Genomic DNA, 13,582 nt, shown 5'->3' on the forward strand with positions numbered 1-13,582 from the left:
CCGGCCGGTGTCAGCCGGCGAACCAGCGCACGGGCGCCGGTGCCAGGTTCTGGTAGATGTGCTTGGACTCGCGGTACTCGGCGAGGCCCGCGGGGCCGAGCTCGCGCCCGACGCCGCTCTTGCCGAAGCCGCCCCACTCCGCCTGCGGAAGGTAGGGGTGGAAGTCGTTGATCCAGATGGTGCCGTGGCGCATCCGGCGGGCCATGCGGCGGGCGCGGCCCGGGTCGCTGGTCCACACGGCGCCCGCGAGGCCGTACTCGGTGTCGTTGGCGAGCGTGACGGCCTCGTCCTCGGTGGTGAAGGTCTCGACGGTCAGGACGGGCCCGAAGACCTCTTCCCGCACGACCTTCATCCCGCGGTGGCACTGGTCGAGCACGGTCGGCTCGTAGAAGTACCCCTCGGCGGGCCGCACCTCGCTCGGCTCGGGCCGCTTGCCGCCCGACCGCAGCACCGCGCCCTCCTCCAGGGCGGAGGCCACGTACATCTCGGTCTTCTCGCGCTGCTGCTGCGAGACGAGCGGCCCGCACTCGACACCGTCCTCGGTGCCGCGCCCGAGCTTGATCCGCTGGGCGCGACGGGCGAGTTCGGCGACGAAACGTTCCCGCACCGACTCCTCGATGATGAGGCGGCCACCGGCGGAGCAGACCTGCCCGCTGTGGATGAAGGCGGCGTTCAGCGCCTGGTCGACGGCGGTGTCGAAGCCCTCGTCCGTGGCGCAGGCGTCGGCGAACACCACGTTCGGGTTCTTGCCGCCGAGCTCCAGGGCGACCTTCTTCACGCCGAGCGCGGCGGCCTGGGCGACCTTGGTGCCGGAGACGAGGCCGCCGGTGAAGGAGACCAGGTCGACGTCGGGGTGGTCGGCGAGGCGGGCGCCGACGGTGTGGCCGGGCCCGGTGACGATGTTGGCGACGCCCGCGGGCAGCCCCGCCTCGACGAGCAGCTCGATGAGCGCGACGGTCGTCAGCGGGGTGATCTCGCTGGGCTTGATGACGAAGGTGTTGCCGGCCGCGAGGGCGGGCGCGATCTTCCAACTGGCCTGGAGCAGGGGGTAGTTCCAGGGCGTGATCATCGAGCAGACGCCGACGGGCTCGTGCACGACGACGCTGTGGATGTCGTCGGACCCGGCGTCGACGACCCGCCCGGCGCCCTCGCCGATCACCAGGTCGGCGAAGTAACGGAAGGCGTCGGCGACGCAGTCCACGTCGACGCGGCCCTCTTCGAGGGTCTTGCCCGCGTCACGGCTCTCCAGGAGGCCGATCTCCTCGCGGTCGCGGACGAGGAGGTCGGCGACGCGGCGAAGGAGCGCGGCGCGCTCGGCCACGGGTGTGGTCGGCCAGGGGCCCTCGTCGAAGGCCTTGCGGGCGGCTGCGATGGCGGCGTCCGCGTCCTCCGATCCGCCCTCGGCGATCACGGCGAACGGCTTGGCATCCGCCGGGTCGAGGATCTCGCGGGTGGCGCCGGAGGCGGCCGCAAGCCACTCTCCGCCCACATGGATGGTCTGTTGTGCGGACACGTCCCGTTTGCCTTCCGTTCCTGTCATATGCCCCGCCTGTCACTCGCGGCAGCCGGGTGCACCTTCCCTGACCGGAACAATGCATGCGTGTCTCGTACGTGCGCTGCGTCACTGGCGCCCGGGGGCGGCGACCTCGTCCGGATCGTCGTCGTCCGCCGGTTCGTCACCGGCCGTGAGCCCCCCATCCACGGTCGCCACGCACCACGGCAGCAGGACCCCGAGCATCCCGGACGTCGCCCAGCGCTCGTCGGTCGACCGGGCGCCAAACGCCGACCGCCCCCGTCGGCCGCGGTGGGCGGCCGCCGGGGGCGGTGGGCGATGTGTGCTGCTGGGCTCAGATGAGGCCGAGACCGCGGACGGCCTCGCGCTCCTCGGTGAGCTCCTGCACGGACGCGTCGATGCGCGCACGCGAGAAGTCGTTGATCTCCAGACCCTGGACGATCTCGTACTTGCCGTCCTTGGCGGTGACGGGGAAGGAGGAGATGAGGCCCTCCGGAACGCCGTACGAACCGTCCGACGGGATACCCATCGAGGTCCAGTCACCGGCGGCCGTGCCGTTGACCCACGTGTGGACGTGGTCGATGGCGGCGTTGGCGGCGGAGGCGGCCGACGAGGCGCCACGGGCCTCGATGATCGCGGCACCGCGCTTGGCGACGGTCGGGATGAAGGTGTCGGCGAGCCACGCCTGGTCGTTCACGACCTCGGCGGCGTTCTTGCCGGCGATCTCCGCGTGGAAGATGTCCGGGTACTGGGTGGCCGAGTGGTTGCCCCAGATGGTCAGCCGCTTGATGTCGGCGACGGACGAGCCGGTCTTCTTCGCGAGCTGTGACAGCGCGCGGTTGTGGTCCAGGCGGGTCATCGCGGTGAAGCGCTCGGCCGGTACGTCCGGGGCGGCGGCCTGCGCGATGAGCGCGTTGGTGTTGGCCGGGTTGCCGACCACGAGCACCTTGATGTCGTCGGCGGCGTGGTCGTTGATGGCCTTGCCCTGCGGCTTGAAGATGCCGCCGTTGGCCTCCAGGAGGTCACCGCGCTCCATGCCCTTGGTGCGGGGGCGGGCACCGACGAGCAGGGCGACGTTGGCGCCGTCGAAGGCGACGTTCGGGTCGTCGCTGATCTCGATCGAGTTCAGCAGCGGGAAGGCACAGTCGTCGAGCTCCATGGCGGTGCCCTCGGCGGCCTTCAGCGCCGGCGTGATCTCGAGAAGGCGCAGGTTGACCGGCACGTCCGCGCCGAGCAGGTGGCCCGAGGCGATGCGGAAGAGCAGCGCGTAGCCGATCTGGCCGGCCGCGCCGGTGACGGTGACATTCACGGGAGTGCGGGTCATGGCGATCTCCGTAAGACAGCTGGCGGTGGGGTCCCGTGTCCCTCTACTGGATCCCCTGATTCCTGGATCCCCGCCGACGCCTCTTCGAGTCCTCGATCGCCTCTCGATGATCGATCTCTTGGCATCAAGAGAGATCCGCCGTCAGGCTATCGCGCCCCGCCCACCTCTTACGGCCGGGTCGGTGTGGCCCGCCCCACAGCACGCCCTATGGCCCCCACATAAGGGGGGCGGCCGCCACGTGAGGGGGGAGCGTGGCGGCCGCCGTGGGGGTGTGACCACTCCCGTGGGGGTACGGTCCGCCTGCCCTGCGCGACCCATGTCATGCCCCCTCCGGCCCGACTTTCTCCGGAGCCCCGCGAAATGCCATTGGGACCGGACCGTTGCGGGGTCGGCATATACCCCCCGGAAGACCTACTCCGTGCAGCCCGTCACCCCGGACGTAAGGGTCGCGCACGCCTTCGCCGCCGACCCCGAAGTGACCGCCACCATCGGCGTATACGCGTCGAAGTCCTCGTTCACGGTGCTCTTCTGCTTCGCGGAGGCCCCGCGCCCCGACCCGGTGATCGTGAGCTCGTCCCCCGGCGTGGCCTGCGTGATCCGCGCCCAGGCGGCCCCGCACGTCTTGCTGTACCGCACCTCGACCAGCGTGCCGCCGACCGTCGCCCGCGACGTCGTCTTCGCCAGCTCGCCGCCGCACCCCATGTTCTCGGGGTCCTTGCCCGCGCAGTCCTTGCCGCTGCACTCCACCCCCGCGGGCAGGTCGGTGTCCTTGGCGGACGGCGTGGCGGACGGCTTCGCCTTGTCGTCGCCCTTGCCGTCGTCGCCGAACCCGGTCATGAGGACGGCGGCGGCTATGACGACGAGGGCACCGACCACGCCCGCGAGGAACATCGTCAGCTTCCTGCGCCGCCGCTGCCCGTCGGGCGACTCCCCGCCGCCGCCTGCCTCGCCGAAGGGGGACGCGTGCGGCGGCACCGTGGGCGACACCCCGGCAGGCCCGGCCACCCCCGTGACGGGCCCGCCACTGCCCCAACTCACCGGCTTGGCCGCCGAGGACGGCGCGGACGGCGCAGACGGCCAAGGGGAGGACGGCGCCCCGGAAGACGGGAGGGACGAGGCGGACGACGCAGACGAGGAGGACGACGAGGAAGACGGGGGAGACGGGGGAGACGAGGCCGAGGGAGCAGCAGGAGACGACGAGGCAGCGGCAGAAGCAGCCTGCCCCGGCCCGGCCGGAGGAGAAGCCTGACCCGGCACGGCCGGAGAAGAGGCCCGCCCCGGCACGGCCGGAGAAGGAGCCTGACTCGGCCCGGCCGAGGAAGAGGCCCGCCCCGGCACAGCCGGAGAAGGAGCCTGACCCGGCACAGCCGGAGAAGAAGCCTGCCCCGGCCCGGCCGGAGAAGGAGCCTGACCCGGCACAGCCGGAGAAGAAGCCCGCCCCGGCACAGCCGAGTGCGCCCCCGTCTCGCCCAGCGCGGCCCGCGCCTGCGAGATACGGATCGCCTGCATCGTCATGTCGTGCCGCATCTCGGACCGGCTCCACGCCCGCTCCGCCAGCTCCCACATGGTGATGAGGTGCACGGGCTGCGTGCCCGTCACCTCCGCGAGCGCGACGACCGCCCCCTTGGGCGCGAGGAGCCGCCCGTTCAGATAGCGCTCCCACGACGTCTTGCTGTAGCCCGTCCTGTCGGACACCGCCGCGACGCTCAGCCCGCTGCGGTCGACGAGCCTGCGCAGCTGTCCGGCGAACTCCTTGACCTCGGGGTCGAGCTCTTCCGGTAGCGCCTTCCAACGAGGCATTGCTCCCCCTCTTCCCCCCGTACGTTCCTGCCCTGCCCCCGCACCGCCCGTGCTGCCCTACCCAGAGGGATGCTCGCAGCCAGGATGTCAGTTCCCGGAGCGGGGACGTAACCCCGTGCGAGGCCCCCGGCGGCAGCCCGGGCCACCCCGAAATCCCTGATCAACCGCTCCCCCTCGGCCCGGCGGACCAGCACCGTTGCACATCTCGAACACCGTTGCGGAATGGTCACCTCCGTGCCACAGGGGCCGGTCATCCCTTGTCCAGGATTGGCGGGTCCATGACTCTGGATCACGAGCGGAACGCACCGCTTACATCGGGAGGTTCCAGCAGGAATCACAGCTCCCGACCGACGGTGCCCGTCCCCCCACGGGGGTGGGGACGGGCACCGTCTCCCCACCCGCCCCCCGCTCCCCTCCAGCCGCTCCCCATACGGAAAGCGCGGCGTCCCCGAAAGGGCGACTTCGGCCATGTCTTGCGGCTCCGGACCCGGGGACCTCGGCAGAGTCGGTGCGACAGCAGCACTCAGCACGACCCCCGAAGGGACCCGCCCATGAAGTACGGCAACCGGTTCGCCGGCACGGTCACCGCCACCCTCATCACCGCCTCCGCCCTGCTCGGCACGGCTCTGGCCACCGCCCCCGCGGCGTCGGCCACCCCGACGGCGCCCGGCCCGTCGGTGTCCGCCAAGAGCGCCGCGCTCCGCGGCACCGCCCCGGCCTGCGTCAAGCGGGACGTCATCAAGCACCGCAAGTACGTGAAGGTGACCAACCACTGCGGCCGCGCCATGCACCTGAAGGTCGTCATCGACCGGGGCGGCGACTCGCCGTGCCTGACGTACCAGCCCAACCAGCAGTGGGAGTGGAACTGGGGCCGCGGCTCCTACGGCAAGGTGGTCACCTGCTGAGCCGCCCGAGCGGCGGCCCGCCGCCGCTCACCCGCCCGCCCCGGGCGTGACCAGCCCCGTCTCGTACGCCACGACCACCGCCTGCGCCCTGCTGTCCAGGCCGAGCTTGCTCATCGTGCGGTTGAGGTGGGTCTTGACGGTGGCCTCGCTGATGTAGAGCCGCTCCGCGATGTCCGCATTGGTCAGCCCCCGCGCGATCAGTTTCAGGACCTCGACCTCGCGCAGCGTCAGCGCCGCGAGGTCGGGCGGCCGCCGGATCTTCGCCCCCTCGGGCCCGGCCCCCTCGGCCCCCGCCCCCTGCCGGGCGAACGCCTCGACGAGGCGCCGCGTCACACTGGGTGCGAAGAGCGCGTCACCGCCGCCGACCGCCGCCACCGCGGCGAGCAGCCGCTCGGGCCCCGAGTCCTTGAGCAGGAACCCGGAGGCGCCCGCGCGCAGCGCCCCGTACACGTACTCGTCGAGGTCGAACGTGGTGAGCACCAGGATGCGCGGCGCCGGTTCGGCGGCCTGCTGGAGGATCTTCGCGGTGGCGGTGATGCCGTCCATGCCCGGCATCCGGATGTCCATGAGGACGACGTCGGGAGAGGTCCGCGCGGCGAGCTCCACCGCCTCGTCCCCGTCACCCGCCTCGCCGACGACCTCGATGCCCGGCGCGGCGCGCAGCAGACCCACCAACCCCGCACGGATGAGGAATTGGTCGTCGACGACGAGCACTCTGATGCATGCGGTCATCCGGTCACCCGGCTCATTACGTTGCGTCGTCCCCCGCCTCGTCCCCCCGCGCCGCGGCGCGCGCCGAGGTCGGCAGGGTGAGTCGCACGGCGAATCCCCCCTCGCTCAGCGGGCCGATACTGATCGCCCCGCCGTAGAGCTTGGCCCGCTCCCGCATCCCAATCAAGCCGTGCCCGCTCCCCGTCCGTACTCTGTCCTGATTCACCCCCTCTCCCCCACCCGCCGCGCCATTGACGACCGAGACCTCGATGTGCTTGCGCTCGTAGGCGAGTTCGACGGTGACCGCCGCTCCCCGGGCGTGCTTCAGTACGTTGGTGAGCGCCTCCTGCACCACGCGGTACGCGCAGAGTTCCACGCCGGGCGCCACCGGCCGGGGCGTCCCCGTGACGCGCAGCTCGACGGGGGCTCCGCCCGCGCGGACCCGTTCGACCATGTCGTCCAGGCGGGCGAGGCCCGGCATGGGCGCGGCGGGGGTGTCGCCGGTCTCCTCGCCGTCCTCGGCCCGCAGCACCCGCAGCATGCGGCGCAGCTCCTCCAGCGCCTCGCCGCTGGTCCCGGAGATGGTGCCGAGCGCGGCGCGCGCGGTGGCGGGGTCGGAGCCGAAGACGAACGTCGCGAGGCCCGCCTGCACGGATATCACCGACATGTGGTGGGCGACCACGTCGTGCAGCTCGCGCGCGATGCGCCCCCGCTCCTCGGCGACCTCGCGCCGGGCCCGTTCGTCCTGCTCCCGCTTCAGCTGCCGGGCCAGTTCCGCCGTACGGCGTGCGACGTACCCGAAGCGCCACAGGACGAGGGAGAAGCCGAGGGCCTGGCCGACGACGGACGGCATGGAGGAGCCCTCGTTGATGGCGCCGGCGTAGATCCAGAGGGTGGCCGTCAGCGCGGCGCAGGCGAGGGAGGTGCGCGGCGGGCACAGGGACGCGACGGTGTAGACGGTGAGCATGGGGCCGAAGGTGCCGACCACGGGCCAGTAGCCGGCGGTGACGTAGCCGAACCACGCCAGATGTACGACGAGCAGGACGGTGAGCGGCGCCCTGCTGCGGGCGGCGACCGGCACGCAGACCAGCGCCACCAGCGCGTATCCCACGGGGTCGAGAGCGGGCCAGCCCTGTTTGACGGACTCCTGCCCGAGCAGCACGGCCACCGTGGTCAGGGCGACCGCGATGAGTGCGTCTACGGCGAGGGGGCGGATCCGCATCGCCGCAGCGTAACGCGCATATGGGCCGCGGAACGTCAACCAGCCGCGGTACCGCGGAAGTTGCAGGAACCGGAGGCGTACCGCGGCTGGAGCAGGGCGGGTTCAACCCAGGAAGGGACGCAGCGGCAGGCGTCCCGCCCGTACGTTGTGGAATCAGGGACCGCGGCCGTCCGGGGGGATCGCACGGGGGAAGGACGCCCGGTCCGCAGGGCGGTGGCCCGTCCCCTCGGGGGAGGACGGGCCACCGGCGCGCATTGGACGCACCGCTAGATCGTGTAGTGCAACGTGTCGTCCAGGAACGGGATCTCCAGCCACGGCTCGGGCTGCGCCATCATCGCGAGCAGCACGATGGCGAGGCCCAGCGCCCCGTACGTGACCATGTCGGTGAACCGGGAGCGCACCGCCAGCATCCCCACGTCCGGCAGCGCCCAGCGCAGCACGGCGCCGCCGACGAGGGCGACGCCGACCAGCAGCGTGCCGACGCGGAACGCGTCGAGCGCGGTGAGCAGCAGTCCGAGCCCGACCAGCGAGACGACGCTGAGCAGCGGCCACTGCCTGGCCGGTGCGGGCGCGTCACCGGCCGCGGCGCGGCCGCCGCCCTCGGGCCGTGCGGTGTCGCGGGTGAACAGCGGGAAGCGGCGCGACACCTTCCGCGGCCGCCCGTCCGGGCCCGGCGCGCTGACCGCGCCCTTGGCCTGCGGGACCTCCGGGGTGCTGTCCTGTTCGGCTTCCGAGCTGCCGGCCTCACTCATGACCTCGCCTCTTTCCCGCTCAGCGCGCTGCGCGTTCCGCGGCCTCGACGACGTTGACCAGGAGCTGGGCGCGGGTCATCGGGCCGACGCCGCCCGGGTTCGGGGAGATCCAGCCCGCGACCTCGGCGACGCCCGGGTGCACATCGCCGACGATCCTGCCGTTCTCGTCGCGCGAGACGCCGACGTCCAGGACGGCGGCGCCCGGCTTCACGTCCTCGGGCTTGATCAGGTGCGGCACGCCTGCCGCGGCGACGATGATGTCGGCCCGCTTCAGGTGCGCGGCGAGGTCACGGGTGCCGGTGTGGCACTGGGTGACCGTGGCGTTCTCGGACTTGCGGGTGAGCAGGAGCGGCATGGGCCGGCCGATGGTCACGCCGCGGCCGACGACGACGACCTCGGCGCCCTTGATCTCCACGTCGTGCTGCCGGAGCAGCCGGATGATCCCGTACGGGGTGCAGGGCAGCGGCGCCGGCTCGTTCAGGACGAGGCGGCCGAGGTTCATCGGGTGGAGGCCGTCGGCGTCCTTGTCCGGGTCCATGAGCTCGAGGACGCGGTTCTCGTCGATGCCCTTGGGCAGCGGGAGCTGGACGATGTAGCCGGTGCAGGCGGGGTCGTCGTTGAGCTCGCGGACCACCGCCTCGATCTCCTCCTGCGAGGCGGTGGCGGGGAGTTCGCGCTGGATGGAGGCGATGCCGACCTGCGCGCAGTCGCGGTGCTTGCCCGCGACGTACTTCTGGCTGCCGGGGTCGTCGCCGACCAGGACGGTACCGAGTCCGGGCGTGACGCCCTTCTCCTTCAGGGCCGCCACGCGGGCGGTCAGTTCGGACTTGATCGCGGCTGCGGTGGCCTTGCCATCGAGAATCTGGGCGGTCATGGCTCCATCTTCCCGGATGGGACCCGCCCGGTACCAATCAGGTCGCCCCCTGGCGCCTCGCCGGTTTCCCCGCTGATCAGCGAGGTTGCACTTGCACAACACCTGGCGTGACCGACTGGACAGGAAGGCGGCTCATTGAGAACCATGGCCCGGGCCATGCCGCGGGCAGTGTCGGGGGGCAAACCGCTCAGCAGCACCTCTTTCCTCCGCTCGCACCGCGTCGTCCCCGCAGCGAACAACGGAGGAAATCCGCCATGAGTTTCGGCGACCCGAACAACCCCTACGGCCAGCAACAGCCGCAGGGCCAGCCCGGCTACGGACAGGCGCCGGGCCAGCCGCAGTACGGCTACCCCCAGCAGGCACCGGGCGGCGTCCCGCCGCAGGGTTACGGCTACCCGCAGCAGCCCGCCTCGCCCTACGGCGCGTACCCGCAGCAGCCCGGCGGCGGCTACGGCTACCAGAGCGGCCCGACGGTCGCGTCCATGGGCCGCCGTTTCGGCGCCCGCGCGATCGACGGTGTGGCCTTCACCGTGATCTACATCGTGCTCCTGGTCGTCGGCGCCGCCGGCGCCATCGGCGAGGCCGCGGACTGCGACCCGGGCTCGGCCACGTACGACAGCTGCATGAACGACGCGAGCACCGACATCATGGGCTCCCTCGGTGCCGTGATCGGCGCCCTTGCGGTCGTCGGTCTGCTCTACGAGTGGCTGATGACGGCCATGGTCGGCGGCACGCTCGGCAAGCTCGCCGTCGGCATCCGCGTCATCGACGCGGAGAGCGGCCAGAAGCCGGGCATCGGCGCGGCCTTCGTCCGCTACATCATTCCGCTGGTGGGCTCGCTGGCCTGCGGCATCGGCTCGCTGCTCGTGTACCTGTCGCCGTTCTGGGACAAGAGCGGGCGTCAGCAGGGCTGGCACGACAAGGCGGCCAAGACCATGGTGATCCAGCGGTCCAACAACTGACCCGCCCTCCCACCCGCCGCACCGCGAAGGCCGCGCACCCGAACCTCGGGGCGCGGCCTTCGCGCGTAGTACGCACACAGGCGGCTCGGTGCGCGTACGCACACACGGCTCGGTGTCAGTGGAAGAAGTGCCGCGTCCCCGTGAAGTACATCGTCACGCCCGCCTTCTTCGCGGCCTCGACGACCAGCTCGTCACGGACCGAACCGCCCGGCTGCACCACGGCCTTGACGCCCGCGGCGGTCAGGATCTCCAGGCCGTCGGGGAAGGGGAAGAACGCGTCGGACGCGGCGTACGAACCGCGGGCCCGCTCCTCGCCCGCCCGCTCGACCGCGAGCTTCGCGGAGTCGACGCGGTTGACCTGGCCCATGCCGACGCCGACGGACGCGCCGTCCTTGGCGAGCAGGATCGCGTTGGACTTCACCGCACGCGACGCCCGCCAGGCGAAGGCCAGTTCGGCGAGCTCGCCCGCGTTGAGGGCGTCGCCCGTGGCGAGCGTCCAGTTGGCGGGGTCGTCACCCTCGGCCTGGAGGCGGTCGGTGACCTGGAGCAGCGCGCCGCCGTCGATCTGCTTCACCTCGACCGCGGCGGACGGAGCCCGGTGGGCGCGCAGCACGCGGATGTTCTTTTTCTTGGTGAGGACTTCGAGGGCGCCGTCCTCGTACTCGGGCGCGACGATGACCTCGGTGAAGATGTCGGCGACCTGCTCCGCCATCTCCTTCGAGACGGGGCGGTTGACGGCGATGACGCCGCCGAACGCGGAGAGCGGGTCGCACGCGTGCGCCTTGCGGTGCGCCTCGGCGACGTTCGCGCCGATCGCGATGCCGCACGGGTTGGCGTGCTTGATGATCGCGACGCAGGGCTCGTCGTGGTCGTACGCGGCACGGCGCGCGGCGTCCGTGTCCGTGTAGTTGTTGTACGACATCTCCTTGCCGTGCAGCTGCTCGGCCTCGGCGAGGCCGCCCGTGCCGTCGACGTAGAGGGCCGCGCCCTGGTGCGGGTTCTCGCCGTAGCGCAGGACGTTCTTGCGCTCGTACGTGGCGCCGAGGAAGCCGGGGTGGCCGGTCTCGTCCGCGGCGGCGTAGTCCGCGGCGAACCAGCTCGCGACGGCCACGTCGTACGCGGCGGTGTGCTGGAACGCTTCGCCCGCGAGCCGCTTGCGCGCGGTCAGGTCGAAGCCGCCCGCCTTGACCGCCGCGAGGACGTCCGCGTACCGCTTCGGGTCGGTGACGACCGCGACCGACGGGTGGTTCTTGGCGGCGGCGCGGACCATGGAGGGGCCGCCGATGTCGATCTGCTCGACGCACTCGTCGGGGGTGGCGCCCGAGGCGACGGTCTCCTTGAAGGGGTACAGGTTCACGACGACGAGCTGGAAGGGCTCGACGCCGAGCTCCGCGAGCTGCCGCCGGTGGTCCTCCAGGCGCAGGTCGGCGAGGATGCCCGCGTGGACCTTCGGGTGCAGGGTCTTGACCCGGCCGTCGAGGCACTCGGGGAAGCCGGTGAGCTCCTCGACCTTGGTGACGGGCACGCCGGCGGCGGCGATCCGCGCGGCCGTCGAGCCGGTGGAGACGAGCTCGACGCCCGCCTCGTGCAGCCCGCGCGCGAGCTCCTCCAGGCCGGTCTTGTCGTAGACGCTGACGAGCGCGCGCCTGATGGGGCGCCGCGTGCCGTTCGAGTCGGCAGCGTTCATAGCTTCGGCGGTCACGGGATAAGAACCTTTCGTCCCTCAATGCGGTAGCCGTGCCGGGCCAGACGCCCCACGACATCGACGAGCAGCGTGCGCTCGACTTCCTTGATGCGCTCGTGCAGAGCGCTCTCGTCGTCCTCGTCCCGGACCTCGACCACGCCCTGGGCGATGATCGGGCCGGTGTCGACGCCGTCGTCGACGAAGTGGACGGTGCAGCCGGTGACCTTCACGCCGTACGCGAGCGCGTCGCGCGCGCCGTGGGCCCCCGGAAAGCTGGGCAGCAGCGCGGGGTGGGTGTTCACGAACCGCCCGCCGAAGCGCGCGAGGAACGCCTTCCCCACGATTTTCATGAACCCGGCCGAGACCACCAGGTCCGGTTCGTGGGCGGCCGTCGCCCCGGCGAGCGCGGCGTCCCACTCCTCGCGCGTCGCGTGGTCCTTCACCCGGCAGACGAAGGTCGGGATGCCGGCGCGCTCGGCGCGCTCCAGGCCCGCGATGCCGTCGCGGTCGGCGCCGACGGCGACGATCTCGGCGCCGTACCGCCCCGCCCCCTCGGCGTGGATGGTGTCGATCAGGGCCTGAAGGTTCGTGCCCGACCCGGACACCAGCACGACGAGGCGCTTGGGGCGCCCGACCACAGCGCTCTTGGCCACAGCGGGCCCTTTCTCGGAGGATGCGTCTCGGAGGACGCGTCATTGCGTCTTGGAAGGCGCGTCTATGCGTCTTTGTACGGTCGTACGAAGGCTTCGGGCCCCTCGATACGGGGAACCCTACGAAGCGGCCGACCGCGAGCAACGATACCGGCACCCGGAACCGCCCCTCACGGGACGGGGGCGCGGGCGGGAGGTAGCGTCTGGGGGAAAGGCGCCTGAATACCGAAGAATGCCGAGTTGCCGAGCCGTCGCCCGACGGTTCCACCACGGCCCTACCAAGGGGAAGACGCACACCTGATGCCGGACCGCAGCCGCCCTTCGTCTCCGCCGCAGGACCCGGAATCCCAGGGACCCGAGTCCCGGGGCCCGGGTGCCCAGGGAACGGGCAAGGACGACGACAACCCCTTCGCGCCGCCGCCCGAGGGGACCCCGGACCGGCCGTGGCAGCCGCGCCGCCCCTCCGGCGACTCCGCGCCGGACGGCCAGGACTCGGGCGGGGGCCACGGCTCCCCCTGGGGCAGCCAGTGGAGCGACCGCCAGCCCGGCCGCTCCAAGGGCGGCTTCGGCGAGCGCCCCGGACAGGGCCAGGACCAGCAGAACGGCTCCGGCCGGGACGGTTCCGGTCCCCAGGGGTCCGGCGGCGGCATGCGCTGGGACCCGACCGACCCGGCCCAGCGCCGCGCGCGCTATGCCCTGCTCTCCGGCATGTGGGGCTTCTTCTTCGCCCTGTTCGGCTGGCGGTACCTCGCGCTGCTGCTCGGCGCGCTCGCGGTGATGTGGGCGATCCAGTCGCTGCGCGCGAAGCCGCGGACGCCGGACGCGACGGCACCGGCGCCCGCCGCGGCCGCCTCGCCGGGTACGGCTGCCTCGCCGGGTACGGCTGTCTCGCCGGGTACGCCCGCCGCGCCCGCGATGCCTGCGTCGGCCGCGCGGTCCAAGACCGACCCCGCCGCGACCTCCACGAGGCCGCAGACGACCGCCGCGATCAGCGGCCTGGTGACGGGCGGACTCGCGCTGGTCATGGTGGCGGCGACGTTCACCGCGCAGCTGGTCTACCGCGACTACTACACGTGCGTGGACGACGCGCTCACCAGCGCGTCGAAGCAGTCCTGTGAGGATCTGCTGCCCAAGCAGCTGCGGCCGCTGCTGGGCGAGCAGGACGACTAGCGTCGGCCTCGTCGC

At 72.2% G+C, this 13,582-nt stretch carries 12 protein-coding genes; 3 read left to right on the plus strand and 9 right to left on the minus strand.

Features of this window, described 5'->3' with window-relative positions:
* Window positions 1–10: 10 nt before the first annotated feature.
* The 3 genes from ACZ4Z4_RS28680 to ACZ4Z4_RS28690 all read right to left on the minus strand — a co-directional run bounded on the left by ACZ4Z4_RS28680 (window position 11) and on the right by ACZ4Z4_RS28690 (window position 4,637).
* Entirely contained in the window at window positions 11–1,540 is a 1,530-nt protein-coding gene (locus ACZ4Z4_RS28680; protein WP_468333399.1) for an aldehyde dehydrogenase family protein, read from the minus strand.
* A gap of 307 nt (window positions 1,541–1,847) precedes the next feature.
* On the minus strand, window positions 1,848–2,837 hold the full coding sequence (locus ACZ4Z4_RS28685; protein WP_468333402.1) for a malate dehydrogenase: 990 nt from the start codon (window positions 2,835–2,837) through the stop codon (window positions 1,848–1,850).
* Window positions 2,838–3,248: 411 nt separating this feature from the next.
* Window positions 3,249–4,637, minus strand: coding sequence for an XRE family transcriptional regulator (locus ACZ4Z4_RS28690; RefSeq protein ID WP_468333404.1), 1,389 nt, complete (start codon window positions 4,635–4,637; stop codon window positions 3,249–3,251).
* A 551-nt stretch (window positions 4,638–5,188) separates the two neighbouring features.
* On the opposite strand from ACZ4Z4_RS28690, the gene ACZ4Z4_RS28695 reads away from it, so the two are divergent.
* On the plus strand, window positions 5,189–5,542 hold the full coding sequence (locus ACZ4Z4_RS28695; protein WP_468333407.1) for a hypothetical protein: 354 nt from the start codon (window positions 5,189–5,191) through the stop codon (window positions 5,540–5,542).
* Window positions 5,543–5,569: 27 nt separating this feature from the next.
* Here the strand turns inward: ACZ4Z4_RS28695 and ACZ4Z4_RS28700 are convergent, their stop codons facing one another.
* The 4 genes from ACZ4Z4_RS28700 to ACZ4Z4_RS28715 form a co-directional block, all read right to left on the minus strand.
* A complete protein-coding gene (locus ACZ4Z4_RS28700; RefSeq protein WP_468333410.1) occupies window positions 5,570–6,274 on the minus strand; it encodes a response regulator in 705 nt (234 codons plus the stop codon).
* Window positions 6,275–6,290: 16 nt separating this feature from the next.
* Entirely contained in the window at window positions 6,291–7,475 is a 1,185-nt protein-coding gene (locus tag ACZ4Z4_RS28705) for a sensor histidine kinase (RefSeq protein WP_468333413.1), read from the minus strand.
* 266 nt (window positions 7,476–7,741) lie between these two features.
* Entirely contained in the window at window positions 7,742–8,227 is a 486-nt protein-coding gene (locus ACZ4Z4_RS28710; protein ID WP_468333416.1) for a DUF3017 domain-containing protein, read from the minus strand.
* Between the two features lie 19 nt (window positions 8,228–8,246).
* The gene (locus tag ACZ4Z4_RS28715; protein ID WP_468333419.1) at window positions 8,247–9,101 is read right to left on the minus strand and encodes a bifunctional methylenetetrahydrofolate dehydrogenase/methenyltetrahydrofolate cyclohydrolase; all 855 of its coding nucleotides are present in this window, start codon (window positions 9,099–9,101) and stop codon (window positions 8,247–8,249) included.
* 254 nt (window positions 9,102–9,355) lie between these two features.
* Here ACZ4Z4_RS28715 and ACZ4Z4_RS28720 point away from each other — a divergent pair, with 254 nt between their 5' ends.
* Entirely contained in the window at window positions 9,356–10,063 is a 708-nt protein-coding gene (locus ACZ4Z4_RS28720; RefSeq protein ID WP_468333422.1) for an RDD family protein, read from the plus strand.
* Between the two features lie 115 nt (window positions 10,064–10,178).
* On the opposite strand, the gene purH is transcribed toward ACZ4Z4_RS28720, so the two are convergent.
* Together purH and purN are read right to left on the minus strand one after the other, a co-directional pair.
* Entirely contained in the window at window positions 10,179–11,750 is a 1,572-nt protein-coding gene (purH, locus tag ACZ4Z4_RS28725) for a bifunctional phosphoribosylaminoimidazolecarboxamide formyltransferase/IMP cyclohydrolase (RefSeq protein ID WP_468333519.1), read from the minus strand.
* Between the two features lie 11 nt (window positions 11,751–11,761).
* On the minus strand, window positions 11,762–12,400 hold the full coding sequence (gene purN / locus ACZ4Z4_RS28730) for a phosphoribosylglycinamide formyltransferase (RefSeq protein WP_468333425.1): 639 nt from the start codon (window positions 12,398–12,400) through the stop codon (window positions 11,762–11,764).
* A 297-nt stretch (window positions 12,401–12,697) separates the two neighbouring features.
* Here purN and ACZ4Z4_RS28735 point away from each other — a divergent pair, with 297 nt between their 5' ends.
* A complete protein-coding gene (locus tag ACZ4Z4_RS28735) occupies window positions 12,698–13,567 on the plus strand; it encodes a hypothetical protein (protein WP_468333428.1) in 870 nt (289 codons plus the stop codon).
* Window positions 13,568–13,582 lie beyond the last annotated feature (15 nt).

The sequence above is a fragment of the Streptomyces sp. NPDC030245 genome, assembly GCF_055572995.1.